Source organism: Palaeococcus ferrophilus DSM 13482, assembly GCF_000966265.1.
In the GTDB taxonomy this organism is placed as follows: Archaea; Methanobacteriota_B; Thermococci; order Thermococcales; family Thermococcaceae; genus Palaeococcus; species Palaeococcus ferrophilus.
Genome location: NZ_LANF01000019.1, coordinates 347,197 through 364,610, shown reverse-complemented (window position 1 = coordinate 364,610; position 17,414 = coordinate 347,197). Strand labels below are relative to the sequence as shown.

Genomic DNA, 17,414 nt, shown 5'->3' with positions numbered 1-17,414 from the left:
CCCGAAGGGGGCCACGACGATAACCGCTGCGACCAACGTCACAAGGGCCGTGTAGGGGATGACCTCCGGGACATCCACTCCTTCTCCCAAAAAGCCGGCCCCACGCCGCCGACCGCGAAGAAAAGCGCACTCTGAAACGGGAAGAGGTCATATGTGTAGGCCAGCCCTAGAAGGTAGCCCGCCCACGAGATGGCGAAGGCCATGACGTAGAAGGTCAGAACAGGATGCTCTTCAACCCATTTTGGGGGACGGCTTGTCATGGGCATCTCCACGGGTGAGGCTTATACTCTCACATCGCCTTCATCATAATAATAAACTTTGGAAACCCTTTTGACCCTCGAGCCGGTGGAACTGCGGCAAAAGGATTTAACCCTTCACGCCATAGAATCCAGCGGGGGTAATCATGAGAATTGAGGACGTCTACATCTGGGATATAAACGCGAAGTGGTTGGGTATACTCCCTCACCAGCTAATGGAGAACGCGGGAGCGGGAGTCGCGAGAACCATCGAGGAGCGCTTTGGGAGGGGCCTTAAAATAGCGGTCTTCTCCGGAACGGGCAACAACGGCGGCGATGGCTTTGTTGCTGCAAGGTACCTCAGCTTTGAGAATGAGGTTACACTCTTCCTCGTCGGCGATGAGGCAAAGATAAGGAGCGAAGAAGCTCGCCACAACTGGGAGACTCTTAGGAAACTCGACTTCGTGAGGATCAAGGTTCTTAAGGACTCCTCTCAGATCCGCCCTCTCGACCTCTCCGGCTTTAACGTGGTAGTGGATGCGCTCCTCGGGGCAGGGACTAAGGGTGAGCCGAGGGAGCCGATAAGGAGTGCCATCGAGAAGATAAACGAGTACGCCAGGAAGGCTAAGATCGTGAGCGTAGACCTCCCGAGCGGCTACCCGAGTGGGGTTCGCGTCGATTGCGACTTTGCGGTTACGTTCCAGTGGGACAAAGAGGAATACCAGGATTTTGAGCGCGTCATAGCAAAGATAGGCTACCCAAGGGAGCTCTACCACCTCGTGGGGCCCGGCGATGCTAAGTTCGCGCTGAGGAAGAAGGGCGAACACAAGGGCCAGAACGGGAAGCTTCTCGTGGTCGGCGGGAGCGAGGACTACTTCGGGGCCCCTTATCTGGCGGCTAAGGCGGCGAGCTACCTTGTGGATCTTGTCTACCTCGCGATGCCCGAGTACTCGGCGAGAAGAATAAACGATCCCAACCTAATCCTGCGCCCCTTTGAGGGTAGGAACTTCACGAAGGAAGACGTGGAGGACGTTCTGGCAATAGCTGACGGTGTTAATGCAGTCGTTATTGGCCCGGGAATCGGAGAGAAGACTAAAACGAAAGAGTTCGTCCTTGAGTTCCTCCGCTGGTGTGAGAAGCCCCTAGTCATAGACGCCGACGCTTTAAAGGCCATTGCCGAGGACTTAGACGTCCTTAAGGGCAGGAAGTTCGTGTTGACACCCCACGCCGGCGAGTTCAGGGTACTGTTTGGGGATAACCCCGAAGGAAGCCTTGAAGAGAGGGCAAAGCTTGTGGTGGAGAAGGCCAAGACCATTGGAGGTACAATCCTGCTCAAGGGGGCCTACGACATCATAAGCGACGGAAAGGTTTGGAAGTACAACAAGACCGGCAACAGGGGCATGACGACGGGCGGAACGGGGGACGTTTTAGCTGGATTGGTTGGGGCACTCCTTGCACTCGGAAACTCCCCGTTGAGGGCAGCATCGGTTGGGGCCTTCCTCAACGGCCTCGCCGGCGACATGGTGACGGAGGAGATGGAAGAGAACTTCACCGCCTTTGATGTTGCCAAAAAGATTCCTTATGCCGTGAAGTGGGTGCTGGAGTTCTGAGGTGGTCTCATGAAGCGGCCCCTTGGACCCTCCCTCTTTTTCATCTTCATCGTACCTATCGCCTTTCTCCTCTTCCTCTCATCCCCCGAGAGGTACTTAGTCCAGCTGCACGCGGAGTTCCCCGAACCGGTCGAGTTTAAAGGCACGGATTTCCTTCCCGGTTATCCGAACGACGTGACCCACGTTGCGGTCTTCCGTTTCAAAGAGTCCTCTAAAGGAAAGAGAGTCTGGGACATCAACGAGACCTTTGAGGCTCCTCCTGATTATACCATCATAGAACTTGAGAACGGCTCCACGCTCTACTGCCGGGCGAATAATGGTGAAGGGCCCTTCGTCTTCCGCAGAGGGAACTGCTACGAAAGCCTTGATGAGGCTTTAACAAGAAGCATAACTTTAACAGGCTGCCTCAACGCCACCTACACAGGTTACAGCCTCGAGAGAAAGGCGGTACTCATCTTTGAGTTCAGGGCCGCGAAGGAGACCACCTGCGTGAAAGAGACCGTCGAAGTGAGGGGGAGGCCCTACGATGTCTTGGTGAGGATTGAAACGCAAAACGGGACGGTTGAATTCCCAGTTGATAGGGTGAAAGGCGATTATCTAACGGATGAGGTCTTCAGGATTTTGAGTTCATGTGGGTGAGCCAACGGTCAGCCACAGCACATCATGAACTATTTACTTCTCTTTTCATACCATATTGAACAATTATTGGCAGTTTTAATATTACATAATCGACAGTTTACTATTTACTAATTAATAGAAAAATTTTTAAAGACTAAATGTTTTGATTAGCATGAACACTTCAGGAGGTGAAGCTGGTGAAGTGGAAGCCATTAATGGCAATCTTCCTGGCTTTGATGATGGTCGGAGTGACAGCAGGAAGCGCCATGGCAATGCCATTTCTGAGGAAACATGTAAAGCCTGAGAGCGGCGTAGGCTTTGGTTCCTATGTCTCAATGTCCATAGTTGGAGCCACGCACTATTCTGTCCCGCTTCATGGGCCGCTTAGAAAGATAGATGTCTGGAAAGTTCAAAGGGGAAGGTATTATACTGTCGAGGTTAAATACTACAGAATTCCACTTAGCGGCCAGTATCAGTTCGCTGTAATATTCCCAGAAAGTGCTCAAGTAAACCTCAAGGAAGCTACCGATCTGGATGGGAAGAGAATACTTTCAAATGAGTACAAGAAGGTCGAGTACCTTGGACCATGGCTCATGAAAAACTCCTTCCACTTCAAGAAGGAGGGATGGTTGACATGGAAGGTTGGTGTCAGGCTTCCAACAAGATTCACACGGAAAGGCTGGACGGTTATTGGAACCATTGGGACATCAATGTCATCTTTCGGTGATGCCGGAAAACTCGCTTTCAGCTTCTACGGCATTAAAAAGCTGGTTGAATCCCTAGGGACAACGTTTAGTCTAAGTGCTCTCAAACGCCTCGCACTAAGCTCAAACTTCATTGGACTTATAGTGACAATAATAGAAACCGGGGTTAATGCGGATATCGGGTTCGTCTATGTGGGGTGATTATATGAAAATCCTCCGATTCTTTTCTGTTTGTTTTTTTCTCTCGTTAACATTGTTGGTGGGAATAACTTGGGGGAGAAATAATATAGGGAGCATTGTGGATGCTTTTGTGTACGCTATAATAATCCCGGTGGGAGTGGCACTTCTCCTCCTAGCTGGTACCCTAGCATATGAACGTTACACCACCCGGGTGGTCAAGACGGACGAAACCAAAACGGCCCTCAGAGTGTTCCTTAGGATAACAGGCGTATTAACTGCCGGAGCCCTACTCTCAATTACGCCTGCACTGCTAAGTTACTTGACGAGACCCATCGTAGGATGGACATCGCTTTTCATCATTCTCCCCATCTTATATCACCTTGACAACCTAATGGAGGGGAACCAATGTTTAGAAGCTCAAAATGGCTGAAGATTCCGATGTATGCGTGGATGTTTTATCTGCCTCAAATATTTTCTATTTCAACATGGGGGGCATCACTTGGGCACGCGGGAATTACCTTGCTGTTTTTAGCATCGAGCATTGGATACACTATCCGAGGAATGATATTTTTGATAATCCCCTTTGTATTTTGAAGGGCATTCTAAGGTCGACTATTACGCTGACGGCGAATGTTGTGGAGTATTTTAAGCCCGCTGCGCTTTATGGAGTTGTTGCCCTCATCCTGAGATTCGCCAACCTAATCTTTCCCGGGCTCTACACCATTAGGGGGGTCATCGAGCAGGGGTCATTATTAATTGCTCTTATTATCTCATACTATAGACTTGGGGTTATTTTATCCCATAACTCACCAAAAAGGAAGTATTTAGTTCGGATTACAAGCGCTATTTCGGGAATAACTGCTTGCCTCCTATTCCCCCCTCCCCTATGACGTGCGTTAGCAGACTAGTTGGAACAAGACAACAGCCATTCCAAAAATCATGGGGATAGTTCATAATTTTTGTTTCCTTTTCTGTCTGTGCCTCTTTTTGGGATAGATGAACGAGCAGAGGCTTCGCCTGCTCTCACTTTGTAATTCTCGGTCATCTTTGACGAACTCTCCCCAGTTCTCAAGGAACATCTTCGAAATCTGATGAACCCTGAATGCAGGGAGCAGGTAGGCTATAGAGCAGAGAGATTGAGTGAATGCAAAAGCTATCAAGAAAGATGGATAAACAACTGGGTATAGGTTTTTGCCGGTAACTGAGAGGTATTCACCCTTCATTAAAGCTCCAAAGGCAAAAAATGAGATTGCCAGTACCCAGAAATCCCATCCTGGCAGTTTCCCCAAGCCCCAGTACATTAGAGGGACTGCATACGGAAGCATAAGGATAACCGTGCCCATTTCAAAAAGCGTTCCACGGGAAACCTTGTAAAAGCCGAGTGAAAAAAGATGGGTCTCCACAAGCGTCCAGAGGGTGATTGAAAAGACAAAGGCCATAACACACCCGTTGTCTCCATACTTGGAGGCAACCAAAAGGCCCATCCACAGGAAAAGGCCAATTATGCCACCTGAGCGATTTTTTATCATCAGGAGTGCTGTGAGGGCCACCCAAGGAAGGAGCAGTACAAAAAGCACAAAGTCCGGAGAGCCCCCGTAGCGGAGAATCCACTGGAATTCCGAGGCCATTTTGGCGAGATACACAACCAGGCCAAAGGAGAATATCCCAGCTCCCAGGGAATGACCCCATGTTGGGCCAAAGGCAAACACAATTCCTATACCAAGCATAGACATGTATAACAGGGTTCCCTTTAATAAGTCCCAGTAGCCCAGCTTCTTCACCCTGAAAGTTCCGGCAATAGGATTTTTCATACCATCAATTGTGGCAGTGATGGTAAACGTCCTCCCTGCAAGTTTGTTCAGGTATGAATCGAAGACGGGCTTTCCGGAGTAAGAATCCGCAAGTTCATTGTCCAGAGTAATAACTATGGTAACGCTCCCCTCTACGTTAGTAGGCCCAAGAGATACCTGAGGATTTATGACTCGAACAGCTTCGGAGGAAATATTTTGACTCCACACAAGTTTCCCATTGAGGTAGATTCCCTCAAGCTTTAGGTTCACGCTTTCATTCTTTGTTAGGTGCAATCTGACATCACACACTACAGCATCGTGAATATCAACGGTTTGTGGGATGCAGTTTATCTCTCCCCCAACGATGTCCCCGGATCATCCGCATTAGTGATTGAATGGGAGATTGAACCTGCAGAGGGGAAATCAAGACACCAAAGAGGAGCAAGGCGAAGATAAACACTCTCCTCATGGAATCACCTGATGCGCTTGCAATATACCACCAAAAAAAGAAATTTTAAGCTTTAAAAGATTTCGGTTTCAATTCCAACTGCTGATGATATACATCCAGAATGGTTCACGACAATTCCGTGACAACACAAAAGAAAAGAGAAAGGTGATCACCCCACGCCGGCGTAGCTCCAAACTGTATAGCCGTACTCCCCGTTGGCCGGGTCGTATGCCGGTGCCTCGATATAAACCCAGCCGCTTGAGTCAACCGACCTGTCAACCCAGCCCCCGAGGTTGCCCGTGTACTCGTGAATTGTAGAACCCGCGAACTTGGGAACGTACACCCACCTTCCGACCCTGCTCGAGCCAAGGTTGATGTAAGTTATAAGTCCAGGCTTGCTTCCGTAGCCGTTTCTAACGAAGATGAGCTCGTCGCTGTCGTAGTAGACTATGCTCGTGCTTCCCCCAGCGAGGTGGTCGTGTATCCAGATAAGGTTCTTGAGCCTGTCCTTGTTGAGCCACTCCTCGTAATCCCTGTAGAAGATAGTCGGCTGACCCTCGTATGTGAGGATGAACGCGTAGGCAGGGTACTTGTTCCAGATTATGTCCGTGTCGTGGTTGGCAACGAATGTAACGGCTTTGAAGGGATCACGGGAGACGACGGTTCCTCCGTTCTGGAGGGCATCAACTAGGGCTGGGATGTTATTGTTGTCGAAGGCCTCGTCCATCTTGTAGTAGAGCGGGAAGTCGAAGACCTTTGCACCGCTGTCATAGGCCCAGCTGAGGAGCAGGTCAACGTTCGTGTCCCAGTACTCTCCGACGGCCCAGCCGCCCCACCAGTTCAGCCAGTCATTGACTACCCACGCTCCGTAGCCCTTCACGTAGTCGAAGCGCCAGGCATCAACGCCGATGCTCCTGAGATAGGCGGCGTAGCTTTCACTGCTCGCCCAGAGCCAGTACTGGTCCCAGCTCTTTTCGTGGGCAATGTCAGGGAAGCCTCCAAAGGTGCCTTCATCACAGCACTTGACCTCGTTGGGGTGGAAGTCGAGGTAGTTGGCGGTGTATTTACCCGATGCGACCTTTGAGAAATCCGTCCAGGTGTAGTCCCCAACGAAGGGGTTCCACTCGAGGTCTCCGCCGGCACGGTGGTTTATGACGATGTCCGCTATGACCTTTATGCCGTAGGCGTGGGCCGTGTTTATCATGTTCACAAGCTCTTGCTTTGAGCCAAAACGAGTCTCAACAGTTCCCATCTGGTTGTACTCGCCGAGATCAAAGAAGTCGTAGGGGTCGTAGCCCATTGAGTATCCACCGCTCATCCCCTTGCTCGCGGGCGGAATCCATATGGCGGATATGCCCGCGCCCGCCCAGTCGGGTATCTTGCTCCTTATCGTGTCCCACCATATTCCTCCTTCGGGAACGTCCCAGTAGAATGCCTGCATTATTACCCCGCCGTCCTCGAGGGTGTCCGCCCTCGCTGGAACCGCAAAGGCCCCCATGAAGAGCACGAGGGCCACGAAAACGGCTGCGATTCTAAGTTTTGTCCCCATTTTACACACCCCAAACATCACTGTCAAAAAATATATCACCATGGGTGAATATTTAAACTTTTCCATTTTTGGGCACGGATGCAAAGTCATGGACATTAGCCAACATAGTGTGACACATGGACCGAAAAATGCAAAAGCACGGAGAAGGGAACTCCTGTGACTGACTAAGAGGTAAAATAGTAAGTGAAAAATGTTACCTAAGTTCCCCGATACCGAGGAGTTCCCTTGCCCGCCTAGCCTTCTCGCAGAGCTCGCAGGACTCGAGGAACACGAGTATATTGAGGACGTGGAAGAGCTCAATTTCCGTGAGATCAACGCCTTCGAGTCTCTTCAATGGCTCCCTCGCCAGGTCTTCTATGTTCTTCAGGACTTCCCTCGTCAGCTCTATGAATTCCTCCCTGTCCCTGATATCAAAGCCTGCCTTTTTGAGGAGGTTGTAGAGGCGCTCGGCCTCCACCTGGAGGTAGTGCATCCTGAACGCTACTATGTCCTCTTCCTCCCCGAAGGGTTTGAGGAGGAAGAGCCTCGCCGTTCTCGTGTAGAGGCGCTCGATGCCTTCCCTTCCAATCTCCTCCACGAAGCCCGCGTCCTCAAGGGCTTTTATGTGGCGGTGCACTGTGGAGCGGTCCTTTCCGAGGAGCTCCGCAAGTTCGCCCACGCTCATGGGCCTTTCCCTGAGGAGGCTGACTATCCGGAAGCGCGTTTGGTCGGAGAGCAGCTTAACCTTCTCGGGCTCCGTAATAATCAGGACTTCCCTCACTCAGTACTCCTCCAGCCTGTCCTGTGGCGTCTCGCTCTCCTCGATTATTCTCTTACCCGCGGCAACCATGTCTATGCTGTGAACCACACCGCCGAACTCCTCTATGGTTCTCACTATCTCCTCGTAGTCGAGGTCGTCGCCGACTATGGTTATCTTGACGTTCTCCGTCTCCTTGTCTATCTCAACGAGCGTTATGTTGACTCCCTCGACGCCCCTGAGTTCGCTGAGACCTATTGCAAGCTCCGTCACTATGGGCTGGTGCGGTTTGAGCACGTCCAGGACGAGAAGCCTTATACCCTTTGCCATTCCTTCCACCGTCTAACGTTAAGTGCTCACTTTTTAAGGATTTCACCGAGCTTAGTGGAAAGCTCCTTGAACTCCTCGTCACGGGAGAGTTCGGCGCTGGCGAGCCACTCTATCGCGTGGATTATGTCCTCATTTGAGAAGTCCCTTAGTTTGTCCTCGTTCTCCTCTATCATCTTTGAGACCTTCGTTTTCACCTCGTGCTCCTTTTCAAGGAGCCTGTCCATCACGTCGAGGAGCTCCTCGTCATCGAACTCATACCCGAGGGCCTTGAATATCTCGAGCTTGGTCTTGAGCCTCGAGCGGGCCAGATAGCGGAGTTCTTCATCTCCGAGGTAGAGGTTTATGTAGAAGGCATCCGCAGTCCTTCCGTAGTACTTCTCCACGAGGTTGCCCTTCATCTCCGTCCTCTTGACCTCGACCAGTCCAGCTTCCTTGAGCTTCTCGACGTGGTGGTATATCGTCTGGGGGGTCTTCTTCAGTATCTCGGAAAGCTGGGAGATGGTCATCTCCCTATCGCGGAGAAGCCTGAGAATCTGTCTCCTTGTGTCCTCCAGCATCAGCTTAATGACCGCAGGGTCCGTAATAACTTTAACCTTCCTCTTCATGGCGCTCACCTATTTTAGCGTTCTAATAGGCATTTTAACGTTATGTGTTATAACTCTTTCGCTCCAACTCCGAACTTTTGCACCCGCTTCAGAAAGCGAGCTCTTCCTCCACACTCTCAAGAACATCCTGAAAGCCAAGCTCATCCGTAAACGTGAAGCCGCAGGTGTCGCATTTCAGGGCGTTTCCTTCTATACGGAGGGGAGAAAAGCAGACCGGGCAACGGTACTCCTTCTCGCGCAGCTCGTGGAACACCTCATCGACCATAACGAGAATCTTGAGGTCGTTCTCCCAGTCCTCGTGCACCATGCCCCAGTAGGGCACGCTCAGCGGGTAGTCATCCTCGAGGATTAGAGGGTTTATTCCGAGGCTCCTTATCCCCCTCGGGAGCTTCTGGGCCGGCTCTATGGAGACCACAAACTGGTCGTAGAACTCTATGTACTGAGCTCTGATGGTCATCGCCGAGGAGATGCGCCTCTTGAGGGGATAAATCTGGAGGAAAAGGGAGTCGTGGAAGGGATCGTGTGAGACGGTCACCCCAACGTTCCGGCCTGTGAAAAACTGGGTTACCTCGTTATCATCCCTCTCCTCGCCCATGAGCTTGAAGTTGAGCTTTTTCAGAGCGCGGGAAAAGAATATCGGCCTGGGGAGGCTCCTCTGGTTCAGGAGTCTCTCCCCTATCCAGCCCCCGAGGGCCATGGAGTACCCGACAAACGCCTGCCGGTGGATTTGAAGGTAAGCCACACTGGGCACTAATTTCATGGGCCTCACGTTATTTACGCGCTCCCGCTTTATACCCCTTTCGCTCACTTCCCCTTCATGCTCTCCTGGAGTTCGTAGAGCCTGGCCACCTTGTCAATCGTGTCAGCATCTTCAGGCCCCTTGTCCTCCCTGAGGGAAACGTAGCGCGGGAACCTCAGGGCGAAGCCGCTCTCGTACTTGGGGCTCTTCTGTATCTCCTGGTATGTTACCTCGATGACTATCTTGGGCTCTATAACCACTTCCTTGCCGTGCTCCTCGACGATTAGGGGTTTGAGCATCTCCGTGAACTTCGCCAAATCCTCGTCCGTGAAGCCGCTCCCGACCTTCCCCACCGGCACGAAGTCGCCCCTTTCGGGGTCGTAGGCGGCCACAAGGTAGGAGCCGAGGAAGTGCGCCCTTCTCCCTTCTCCCCACTCGGCGCCGATGATGACGAGATCAAGGTTCTCCATGGTCGGCTTTATCTTGAGCCACTTCTTACCGCGGTTGCCGGGCTCGTAGATTGAATCCAGCCTCTTCGCCATCAGCCCCTCGTGACCGAGCTTGAGTGCCTCCCTGTAGAAGCGCTCTGCTTCCTCCGCACTGTCCGTGACGAGTTTGACGGCAAGCCTTATGCCCTCCCCCTCCTCAACTATCTCCTCCAGCCTCTTCCTCCTCTCCTCAAGGGGCACCTCTATGAGCTCCCCGCCGTCAACGTAGAGGGCATCGAAGAGGTTGAGTTCGAGGGGAATCTTTTTTATCATCTCCTTGATATCGTACTTCCGCCTGAAGCGCCTCAAAACGAACTGGAACGGCCTCGGCCTTCCGTCCTCGCCGACAGCCACGAGCTCTCCTTCCACTATCGCCCGCTCCGCCCTGACGTGGGCCTTTATCCTCTCCACCACCTCTGGGATGGAGCGCGTCACGTTCTCCAGCCTGCGGGAGTAGACGATAACGGTGTCTCCATCGCGGTGCACCTGCACCCTCGCCCCGTCGTACTTTATCTCGAACTCCGCCGTTCCCCCCATCTCCCTCAGGGCCTCCTCAACACCCGAGGCCTGCTGGGCCAGCATCGGTCGTATGGGCTTTCCTATCTGCATCCTGACGGAGGAAAGACCCTCATCCCCCTCGAGCTTTGCTATCCTTGCCACGTAGCCAAAGTCGCTCGTGAGCATGTAGGCCCTCTCAACGAGCTCCGCCTTGACTTTAAAGGCCTCCGCAATCGCGTCCCTCAAAAGGCCCTCCGCAACCCCCGTCCTCATAGTCCCGAGTACCGTGCGCGCCAGATAGCGCCCCTCCTTTGGCCCGGCATCCATGAAGACGTTGGCGAGGAGCTTGAGCTTCCTGTCCTGGCTCCTCTCCCCGCTGGCTTCCGACACCTTGACGAAGTTTTCATAAACGCGTTTTATGGTGAGCGGCTGGGAGAAAAAGCTCTTCTGCCTCTTTTTCTTCAGGGCCTCCTCTATGCTCCTCCCGAGGTCGCCCGTGTCCCTCACGGAGTTTAAAATCTCACTCTCGCTAACCCCCGTGGCCATGGCGACGGCCTTTATGAGGAGCTTCTCCCCAACTCCCAGCTCCCTCTCATCCCAGTCCGGGAAAACCTTGCCGAGAATGAGGTAGGGCACGATTTCTATCAGCTCATCCGGAACCTTTCGAAGAAACTCCGCCACGAGGCGCGTCTTGACGGTTTTCAGCGTTGTCTTCTCAAGCCTCTCGTAGAGGTCGGCAAGCTCAGAATACCTCACGTTCACCACCGGTATAAAATGGGGGAAGAGGGATAAAAACTTAACCTACCCACCGGCCCACCTCGGGTCTCTTACCCCAGACCTCCGCGATGGTGTAGTTCTCGATGGAGAGCTCCGAGAGCATCTCCCTGACCTTTCCGACCTCCTCCTCACGCAGGAATGCGAAGAGGCTTCTTCCGAGCATCACCATCGAGCACGGAATTCCAAGAACCCTGTCGAGCTCCCTCGCCATCTCGAGGAGCTCCCCCTCCAGCAAACCCGTGTTTTCAGCAAAGGAGCGCGCCAGCCTCATCATGTTCTCAACCGTCGGCTCGGTAAGGAGCCCATCGAGCGCCTTCCTGCCCTCGCGCTCAATCAGCGCTATAACCTCCCCGTCCAGCACCTCCCTTGTGGAGAGGCGTCCCATCGGAACGGCGAGAACCCTGTAACCCTCCACGAAAATCTCGTCAACCACCCCCACTCCCGGGCCGCCGGCCTTAACGCGTATCTCGACCCCGCCGTGGAGCTGGGCCACTATATCCCCCAAGCCCCCCCCTGTTGAGCACCTCGTGTTTGTGCGCCACCTGGGCAGCCTGGAGGAGCGTTCTATTTTTGAACGCGTAGGCTATAGCAAGGGCCGTTCCGAGGGCACCCCCACCGCTGTTCGCGAAGCCGTAGCCGTTGGGGAAGTCGAAGTACTGCCACACCTCAACCTCGCCCGTGAAGTCATTAGGAATGAGCTCCTCGGCCACGGAGTAGCTTATGCTGGCCCTCTCCCGTGAGACCGGCTCGCCGTTGAAGGCTACGTGGATGTGTCTCTCCAGCCCGTCCCCTATGGAGAGAAAAACGTTAACGCCCTTATCTATGTTTACCCCCGCCCCAAGGGAACCCGCCAGAAGGGGCTCCTCGTTGAACACAGGCACAAAAAAAGCCGTTATGTGAGCTGGAATAAAGGCCCTTACCAGCATCTCATCACCTCCAGAGGGCATACGCGCCGGAATTTTTAAGGGTAGCCCCTGAAGAGAAAGGTTTAAATGTTTTTTGTAGATAAAACAAGCGGTGATTGCTATGATTGAAGTCGGTGAATACAAGGTCAAAGAAGGCCTTTACTACACCAAGGACCACGAGTGGGCCCAGGTTCTTGAGGACGGAACGGTTCTCGTAGGGATAAGCGACTACGCCCAGAAGGAGCTTGGCGATCTGGCCTACGTCGAGCTCCCTGAGGTGGGAACCGAGGTCTCAAAGGGCGACGTCCTCTGTGAGGTCGAGAGCGTCAAGGCCGTCTCGGAGGTCTACGCCCCGGTCAGCGGAGAAATCCTTGAGGTCAACGAGGAGCTTGACGACGCTCCCGAGAAGATCAACGAGGAGCCCTACGAGGCCTGGATAGCCAAGCTCAAGCCGGCCAACCTCGAAGAGGAGCTCAAGGAGCTTATGGATGCGGAAGCCTACGCGAAGTACCTTGAGAGCCTCTGACAGCTCTCCTTATTTTCCTTTCGCGATTCGGCGGCTCAGGTCTTGACCCTCATCACAATTCAGATACCCTAGAGTTCCTCATAGCCGCCGCCGTCAGAAGTCTTCCCCAAAGAGCTCCCGCAGGAAGAGCCTCGCACGCTCCTTATCGAGCTTGAACTGCCTTATCCTCACTATGCCCTTCTCCCGCGCCTCCTTGAGGAGAACCTCCGTGGCCTCGTTAGGGTACATCTCCTCGTAGACTATCTCCCGTATTCCCGCGTTGAGGACTATCTTGAAGCAGGTATCGCAGGGGAAGTGCGTGACGTAGAGGGTCGCCCCCTCGAGGCTTATGCCCTTCCTCGCGGCCATCGCTATGACGTTCTGCTCCGCGTGAACGGCCCGGTGGCAGTGGCCGTCAACTATGAGGCAACCAACGTCGATGCAGTGGTCCATCCCCCTAGGCGCGCCGTTGTACCCGGTGGCGAGAATGTAGCCGTCTTTAACGGCAACCGCCCCAACCCTCAGCCTTGGACATGTGGCCCTGAGGGAAACCAGCTTCGCTATGAGCATGAAGTATTCGTCCTTCGTCGGGCGAATCCGCCTTATTCTCTCCGCCTTCGCCTCGTCGAGGAATATCTCCATCACACCACCAAAGGAGATAGGGGCGAATTTTTATAAAGGTTATCCGCGTAGTTAATAACATCACCGGAAAGAGGGATAGCTATGGAGCCCCACGAGTTCAAACTCACCGAGGAGGGATTAAAAGCTGTTCTGCCGCCCCTGGAAGCGGAGATCATGGAGTACATGTGGAAGGCCCGCGTTTCTACCGCCGGCGAGGTCTACGAGAGCCTCAGGGAAAAACATCCAGACCTCAGGCGCTCCACCGTTAGCATACTCATGAACCGCCTCTGCGACAAAGGCCTCCTCAAGCGCGAGGTCAGCAAGGGGAGAGGGGGCATGAGGTACATCTACAAGGTGACCACCACGAGGGACGAGTTCGAACAGCGGGTCGTCGAGAGCATCCTTGACGCACTGATGAGCAACTTCAAAGAGGCTACCTTCGCCTACCTCTCGAAGATCAAGAAGTGATGCTCTATGTTTTACATCCCCCTCGTGGCCCAAGCGCTGGTCGTGTTCCTCGCCCTTGGCAGGCTTGGCGTGGGCATAGCTGTAGTAATGGCACTGGCCCTCGTCCTCCTCTACCGTTCGCTGATGAGGAACGTGGAGAACGGGAACTACCACCGTTTACGCTATGACGATATGCCTTGGCTCTACGACGGCATAGCCATGATGGCCGCCAGAGCGGGAATAGCGATGCCCCGCGTTTACATCCTCGAGGACTACATCCCGAACGCCTTCTCCTTCAAAAACGCCCTGGTGCTCTCCCTAGGCCTCTTCGAGGTGCTGAGTGAAAACGAAATCCTCGGCGTTGCCGCCCACGAGATAGGACACATAAAGAATGGCGACACGCGCCTGTTCCCGTTCCTCGCCTACGCCCGCTACTGGATGGTGGTGATGGCCCTAGTAACGCTGCTCTCCGGACACACGCACCTCGCCATGCTATCCTTCATACTCTACGCACTCTACGAGGCTCTCAGGGTGCACACCCTAAAGGACAGGGAGTTCATGGCGGATGAAACGGCCCTCCACCTGCTGGAAAGGCCCTTCGACCTCAAGGATGCTCTGGAAGAGCTCAAGTACTACGAGGACATAAGGATGGGTGTTAAGGCCTCCCTGCTCCCGGGAATCGAGCCGACCCTCGAGAGGAAGCCGAAGAGAGATTTCATGGCCACACACCCCAGCTACGACGAGAGGATATGGCGCATACTCGTGGAAACCAGCACCTTCAAGATGCTCGAGAAGATAAACTGAGCTTTTCTTTTTGCTTTAATCTCTAAACAAACTTTGATCAAACTTTTGCTCGGCAAAAGTTTGTACTGGTGGGCCCGCGGGGATTCGAACCCCGGACCTCCACCTTGTAAGGGTGGCGTCATAACCGTCTAGACCACGGGCCCGTCCACAACCTCTAGCCCCTGGAGGGCTTATAACCTTTTCGCAGCGGGAAAATGGGAGAAGGGCTCAGACGAGACCCTTCGCCTTTAAGACCTTCTCCATCCTGTCCATTGCTTCCTCGAGCTTCTCGTAGGCGGTCGCGTAGCTTATCCTGATGTAGCCCTCCCCAGCCTTTCCGAAGGCGCTTCCCGGGACTACTGCAACCTTAGCTTCCTTGAGCATGAGCTCGCTGAACTCTTTGCTGCTCAAGCCGGTACCCTTAACGCGCGGGAAGATGTAGAACGCACCGGTGGGCTTGACCGTTGGGAGTCCCATCTCGTTCAGGCGTTTCCAGACGAGGTTCCTCCTCCTGTCGTACTCCTTCCTCATCTCCTCCACTGCCTTCCAGCTCCTCGGGTCTTCAAGGGCCTTAGCGGCCGCGTACTGAACGAAGGTGACGGGGCAGGTGGAGTTGTACATCTGGAAGCGCGTCATCCTCTCGATTATCCACGATGGAGCCGCCACGAAGCCGAGACGCCAGCCGGTCATGGCAAAGGTCTTTGAGAAGCCGTTGACGGTGATTGTGCGTTCGAACATGCCGTCAATGGAGGCTATGCTGTGGTTCTTGACACCGTCGTAGACGAAGTGCTCGTAAACTTCGTCGGAGAACACTATGAGGTCGTGCTCCACCGCGAAGTCCGCTATTTCCTCAACGTCCTTCTTCGTCAGAACAGAGCCTGTTGGGTTGTTCGGGGTGTTTATTATGAGCGCCCTGGTTTTCTCGGTAACGTGCTTCTCGAGATCGTCAACTGAAAGCCTAAACTCGTTCTCCTCGTAGGTGGGAACTTCCACGGGCCTTCCTCCGGCGAGGATAACGGCGGGGGCGTAGCTCACGAACATCGGCGAGGGGATGAGAACTTCCTCACCCTCCTTGAGAAAGGCTGCCATTCCGAGGATGAACGCCTGATTCGCACCGACGAGAACCATTATCTCGCTCTCCGGGTCAGCTTCAATACCGTTCTGCTCTCTAAACTTCTTCGCGAGGGCCCTGCGGAGCATGGGTAAACCGGCGTTCGGGCCGTAATGCGTCATCCCTTTATCGAGGGCCTCCTTCGCGTACTCCTTTATGTGCTCGGGCGTGTCAAAGTCGGGTTCTCCGATTCCGAGTGAGATTAAACCCTTCATTCCAGCCGCGAGGTCGAAGAGCTTCCTTATCTCTGAGGGGTTAACCAGCTCAAGCCTATCGCTCAGCGCCATGAGAATCACCGTTTAAAACTAGAACTCGGGGCTTATAATTTTACCGTCGTAAAATAGTGTGCATTCGTGAAATTTTGTGGCCCGGGGTGCATTTAAATGTCCTCTATCCCGGCATCGCTCAGGCGGAAGTACGCCATCCGGCCTTCGGCCATGAAGCGGTGCCTCTCGAGGACGGCTATTCTCACGGAGGGTTTGGGGTGCTTTTCGAGCCTGAGGATGTCCTTGCACCTGTATCCAAGCGTGGTCTCCGCTATGGGGCGCGGCGCGTTGCCCTTGGGGTCAAAGTGGACCTGGTTGATGACCATAACGGCTATGTTAAGCCTCCTCGCGAGCCACCAGAGCACCTGGAGCTGCCGCGCGATGTCCTGGAGCATATCCCCCCTGTGCTCCTCCACCCTGTAGTGGGCGCTTATGGAGTCCACCACAACGAGGGAGAAATGCTCATCCACCACGCGCTTCAGACGACCCACGCCCCTTCTCTGCTCGGAAAAGCTCATGGGCTCAAAAAGGAGAAAACGTGACAGGGCCTCTTCAACATCGAAGCCCCTGTTTTCGGCCATTCCGGCGAGCCTCTCCGGTGAGAAGCCGCCCTCCGTGTCAACGTAGGCCACCTTGCCCCCGCTTAAGAGCCCCACCTGGAGGGCCAGCGTTGTTTTGCCGCTCGCGAAGGGGCCGTAAACCTGGGTGAGCACTCCCTCCTCTATTCCGCCACCAAGGAGCTCGTCGAGGTTCCTGCTCCCCGTGGTCAGCATACTCAGACCTCTATGGGCTTTCCGAACTCGGGTTCCACAACGCGGACGAAGATTCTCCTCTCGAACAGCTTCTTCCTGAACTCCTCCACGCTGGCATCCCCGTAAACACCGTAGTGCATTGGAATGGCCATGCGCGGGCGGATGAGCTCAATAATATCCGCCGCTTCCCTCTCGCTCGCCGTGGAGCGGCCGCTTATGGGGATCAGGAGAACGTCCACCCTGTACTTCTGGTAGTCCCTGAAGCGGGGGGAGGAGTAGGTGTCGCCCATGTGGTAGAGAACCTTATCGCCTAAGATCATGTATCCTACGGGGTACTGGCTAGAGGGGTGCTCGGCGTAGGCCGCCAAAACCTTCACGCCGTTTTCAAGCTCCACCTCTTCCCCGATTTCAACCGCCTTTGCCTTGGTTACCCCGTCGCTGATGGCCATGAGGTAGACCGTCTTCGGGCCTATCAGTGTGGCCTCCCTGAGCCTTGCTATAAGGGGCGCCTTGCCGTAGTGGTCGTGGTGTTCATGGGTTACGAGCACGTAGTCTACCTCTCCCACAAGGTCGTCGTCCAGATCCTCGTAGGGGTCTATCAGGAGTCTCACGCCCTTTGTCTCTATGTAAAAGCACGCGTGTCCAAGCCAGGTAATTCTCATCGCAATACCTCCATATCGCTCGGGATAATTGACACTCTACCCCCAACAACTTAA

20 protein-coding genes, 1 tRNA gene and 1 pseudogene are annotated in these 17,414 nt (G+C 53.9%); 8 read left to right on the top strand and 14 right to left on the bottom strand.

Annotated elements, in window-relative coordinates; all coding sequences use genetic code 11:
• Window positions 1–38: 38 nt before the first annotated feature.
• Window positions 39–260 (bottom strand): hypothetical protein, encoded by a 222-nt coding sequence (locus PFER_RS11675; RefSeq protein WP_048152606.1) that lies wholly within the window; start codon window positions 258–260, stop codon window positions 39–41.
• Window positions 261–403: 143 nt separating this feature from the next.
• Here PFER_RS11675 and PFER_RS11670 point away from each other — a divergent pair, with 143 nt between their 5' ends.
• The 5 genes from PFER_RS11670 (at window position 404) to PFER_RS11650 (ending at window position 4,238) form a co-directional block, all read left to right on the top strand.
• The gene (locus PFER_RS11670; protein ID WP_048152604.1) at window positions 404–1,846 is read left to right on the top strand and encodes a bifunctional ADP-dependent NAD(P)H-hydrate dehydratase/NAD(P)H-hydrate epimerase; all 1,443 of its coding nucleotides are present in this window, start codon (window positions 404–406) and stop codon (window positions 1,844–1,846) included.
• A gap of 9 nt (window positions 1,847–1,855) precedes the next feature.
• A complete protein-coding gene (locus PFER_RS11665) occupies window positions 1,856–2,485 on the top strand; it encodes a hypothetical protein (RefSeq protein WP_048152602.1) in 630 nt (209 codons plus the stop codon).
• Between the two features lie 176 nt (window positions 2,486–2,661).
• The gene (locus PFER_RS11660; RefSeq protein ID WP_245612561.1) at window positions 2,662–3,369 is read left to right on the top strand and encodes a hypothetical protein; all 708 of its coding nucleotides are present in this window, start codon (window positions 2,662–2,664) and stop codon (window positions 3,367–3,369) included.
• 4 nt (window positions 3,370–3,373) lie between these two features.
• Window positions 3,374–3,778, top strand: coding sequence for a hypothetical protein (locus PFER_RS11655; RefSeq protein ID WP_048152600.1), 405 nt, complete (start codon window positions 3,374–3,376; stop codon window positions 3,776–3,778).
• Window positions 3,771–4,238: a hypothetical protein gene (locus PFER_RS11650; protein WP_048152597.1), complete on the top strand. Its 468-nt coding sequence runs from the start codon at window positions 3,771–3,773 to the stop codon at window positions 4,236–4,238. Before PFER_RS11655 ends, PFER_RS11650 begins: the two co-directional genes overlap by 8 nt.
• A gap of 60 nt (window positions 4,239–4,298) precedes the next feature.
• Here the strand turns inward: PFER_RS11650 and PFER_RS11645 are convergent, their stop codons facing one another.
• The 8 genes and pseudogenes from PFER_RS11645 to PFER_RS11610 all read right to left on the bottom strand — a co-directional run bounded on the left by PFER_RS11645 (window position 4,299) and on the right by PFER_RS11610 (window position 12,234).
• Window positions 4,299–5,432 (bottom strand): hypothetical protein, encoded by a 1,134-nt coding sequence (locus PFER_RS11645; protein WP_048152596.1) that lies wholly within the window; start codon window positions 5,430–5,432, stop codon window positions 4,299–4,301.
• 323 nt (window positions 5,433–5,755) lie between these two features.
• Complete coding sequence (locus PFER_RS11640) at window positions 5,756–7,177, bottom strand: alpha-amylase (RefSeq protein WP_084593965.1); 1,422 nt, start codon at window positions 7,175–7,177, stop codon at window positions 5,756–5,758.
• Window positions 7,178–7,328: 151 nt separating this feature from the next.
• Window positions 7,329–7,895: an ArsR/SmtB family transcription factor gene (locus PFER_RS11635; protein WP_048152591.1), complete on the bottom strand. Its 567-nt coding sequence runs from the start codon at window positions 7,893–7,895 to the stop codon at window positions 7,329–7,331.
• Window positions 7,896–8,201, bottom strand: a complete 306-nt coding sequence (locus tag PFER_RS11630) for a DUF211 domain-containing protein (RefSeq protein ID WP_048152589.1) — start codon at window positions 8,199–8,201, stop codon at window positions 7,896–7,898.
• A gap of 26 nt (window positions 8,202–8,227) precedes the next feature.
• Complete coding sequence (locus PFER_RS11625; protein WP_048152587.1) at window positions 8,228–8,806, bottom strand: winged helix-turn-helix domain-containing protein; 579 nt, start codon at window positions 8,804–8,806, stop codon at window positions 8,228–8,230.
• Between the two features lie 88 nt (window positions 8,807–8,894).
• The gene (locus tag PFER_RS11620; RefSeq protein WP_048152714.1) at window positions 8,895–9,566 is read right to left on the bottom strand and encodes a hypothetical protein; all 672 of its coding nucleotides are present in this window, start codon (window positions 9,564–9,566) and stop codon (window positions 8,895–8,897) included.
• Window positions 9,567–9,610: 44 nt separating this feature from the next.
• Window positions 9,611–11,287 carry an ATP-dependent DNA ligase gene (locus PFER_RS11615; protein ID WP_048152585.1) on the bottom strand — a complete coding sequence of 559 codons (1,677 nt, stop codon included), beginning with the start codon at window positions 11,285–11,287 and terminating at the stop codon, window positions 9,611–9,613.
• Window positions 11,288–11,327: 40 nt separating this feature from the next.
• Window positions 11,328–12,234, bottom strand: a pseudogene (locus tag PFER_RS11610) (pantoate kinase).
• Window positions 12,235–12,334: 100 nt separating this feature from the next.
• Here PFER_RS11610 and gcvH point away from each other — a divergent pair.
• A complete protein-coding gene (gcvH, locus tag PFER_RS11605) occupies window positions 12,335–12,739 on the top strand; it encodes a glycine cleavage system protein GcvH (protein ID WP_048152583.1) in 405 nt (134 codons plus the stop codon).
• Window positions 12,740–12,832: 93 nt separating this feature from the next.
• Here gcvH and PFER_RS11600 read toward each other — a convergent pair whose 3' ends face one another.
• Entirely contained in the window at window positions 12,833–13,360 is a 528-nt protein-coding gene (locus PFER_RS11600) for a deoxycytidylate deaminase (protein ID WP_048152581.1), read from the bottom strand.
• An 81-nt stretch (window positions 13,361–13,441) separates the two neighbouring features.
• On the opposite strand from PFER_RS11600, the gene PFER_RS11595 reads away from it, so the two are divergent.
• Both PFER_RS11595 and PFER_RS11590 read left to right on the top strand, forming a co-directional pair.
• Window positions 13,442–13,807, top strand: coding sequence for a BlaI/MecI/CopY family transcriptional regulator (locus tag PFER_RS11595; RefSeq protein ID WP_048152579.1), 366 nt, complete (start codon window positions 13,442–13,444; stop codon window positions 13,805–13,807).
• Between the two features lie 6 nt (window positions 13,808–13,813).
• Window positions 13,814–14,590, top strand: coding sequence for a M48 family metallopeptidase (locus PFER_RS11590; protein ID WP_048152577.1), 777 nt, complete (start codon window positions 13,814–13,816; stop codon window positions 14,588–14,590).
• A gap of 66 nt (window positions 14,591–14,656) precedes the next feature.
• Here PFER_RS11590 and PFER_RS11585 read toward each other — a convergent pair.
• The 4 genes from PFER_RS11585 to PFER_RS11570 form a co-directional block, all read right to left on the bottom strand.
• Window positions 14,657–14,733, bottom strand: a tRNA-Val gene (locus tag PFER_RS11585).
• A gap of 64 nt (window positions 14,734–14,797) precedes the next feature.
• The gene (locus PFER_RS11580; protein WP_048152575.1) at window positions 14,798–15,967 is read right to left on the bottom strand and encodes a pyridoxal phosphate-dependent aminotransferase; all 1,170 of its coding nucleotides are present in this window, start codon (window positions 15,965–15,967) and stop codon (window positions 14,798–14,800) included.
• Window positions 15,968–16,059: 92 nt separating this feature from the next.
• On the bottom strand, window positions 16,060–16,719 hold the full coding sequence (gene radB / locus PFER_RS11575) for a DNA repair and recombination protein RadB (protein ID WP_048152572.1): 660 nt from the start codon (window positions 16,717–16,719) through the stop codon (window positions 16,060–16,062).
• A 2-nt stretch (window positions 16,720–16,721) separates the two neighbouring features.
• A complete protein-coding gene (locus PFER_RS11570; protein ID WP_048152570.1) occupies window positions 16,722–17,360 on the bottom strand; it encodes an MBL fold metallo-hydrolase in 639 nt (212 codons plus the stop codon).
• Window positions 17,361–17,414 lie beyond the last annotated feature (54 nt).

Bases quoted from the DNA above. Each gene is read 5' to 3' on its own strand.
- PFER_RS11620 (WP_048152714.1), bottom strand. From the start codon at position 9,566: ATGAAATTAGTGCCCAGTGTGGCTTACCTTCAAATCCACCGGCAGGCG.
- gcvH (WP_048152583.1), top strand. From the start codon at position 12,335: ATGATTGAAGTCGGTGAATACAAGGTCAAAGAAGGCCTTTACTACACC.
- PFER_RS11625 (WP_048152587.1), bottom strand. From the start codon at position 8,806: ATGAAGAGGAAGGTTAAAGTTATTACGGACCCTGCGGTCATTAAGCTG.
- PFER_RS11675 (WP_048152606.1), bottom strand. From the start codon at position 260: ATGACAAGCCGTCCCCCAAAATGGGTTGAAGAGCATCCTGTTCTGACC.
- PFER_RS11665 (WP_048152602.1), top strand. From the start codon at position 1,856: ATGAAGCGGCCCCTTGGACCCTCCCTCTTTTTCATCTTCATCGTACCT.
- PFER_RS11570 (WP_048152570.1), bottom strand. From the start codon at position 17,360: ATGAGAATTACCTGGCTTGGACACGCGTGCTTTTACATAGAGACAAAG.
- PFER_RS11640 (WP_084593965.1), bottom strand. From the start codon at position 7,177: ATGGTGATATATTTTTTGACAGTGATGTTTGGGGTGTGTAAAATGGGG.
- radB (WP_048152572.1), bottom strand. From the start codon at position 16,719: ATGCTGACCACGGGGAGCAGGAACCTCGACGAGCTCCTTGGTGGCGGA.
- PFER_RS11600 (WP_048152581.1), bottom strand. From the start codon at position 13,360: ATGGAGATATTCCTCGACGAGGCGAAGGCGGAGAGAATAAGGCGGATT.
- PFER_RS11670 (WP_048152604.1), top strand. From the start codon at position 404: ATGAGAATTGAGGACGTCTACATCTGGGATATAAACGCGAAGTGGTTG.
- PFER_RS11655 (WP_048152600.1), top strand. From the start codon at position 3,374: ATGAAAATCCTCCGATTCTTTTCTGTTTGTTTTTTTCTCTCGTTAACA.
- PFER_RS11630 (WP_048152589.1), bottom strand. From the start codon at position 8,201: ATGGCAAAGGGTATAAGGCTTCTCGTCCTGGACGTGCTCAAACCGCAC.
- PFER_RS11580 (WP_048152575.1), bottom strand. From the start codon at position 15,967: ATGGCGCTGAGCGATAGGCTTGAGCTGGTTAACCCCTCAGAGATAAGG.
- PFER_RS11590 (WP_048152577.1), top strand. From the start codon at position 13,814: ATGTTTTACATCCCCCTCGTGGCCCAAGCGCTGGTCGTGTTCCTCGCC.
- PFER_RS11595 (WP_048152579.1), top strand. From the start codon at position 13,442: ATGGAGCCCCACGAGTTCAAACTCACCGAGGAGGGATTAAAAGCTGTT.
- PFER_RS11650 (WP_048152597.1), top strand. From the start codon at position 3,771: ATGGCTGAAGATTCCGATGTATGCGTGGATGTTTTATCTGCCTCAAAT.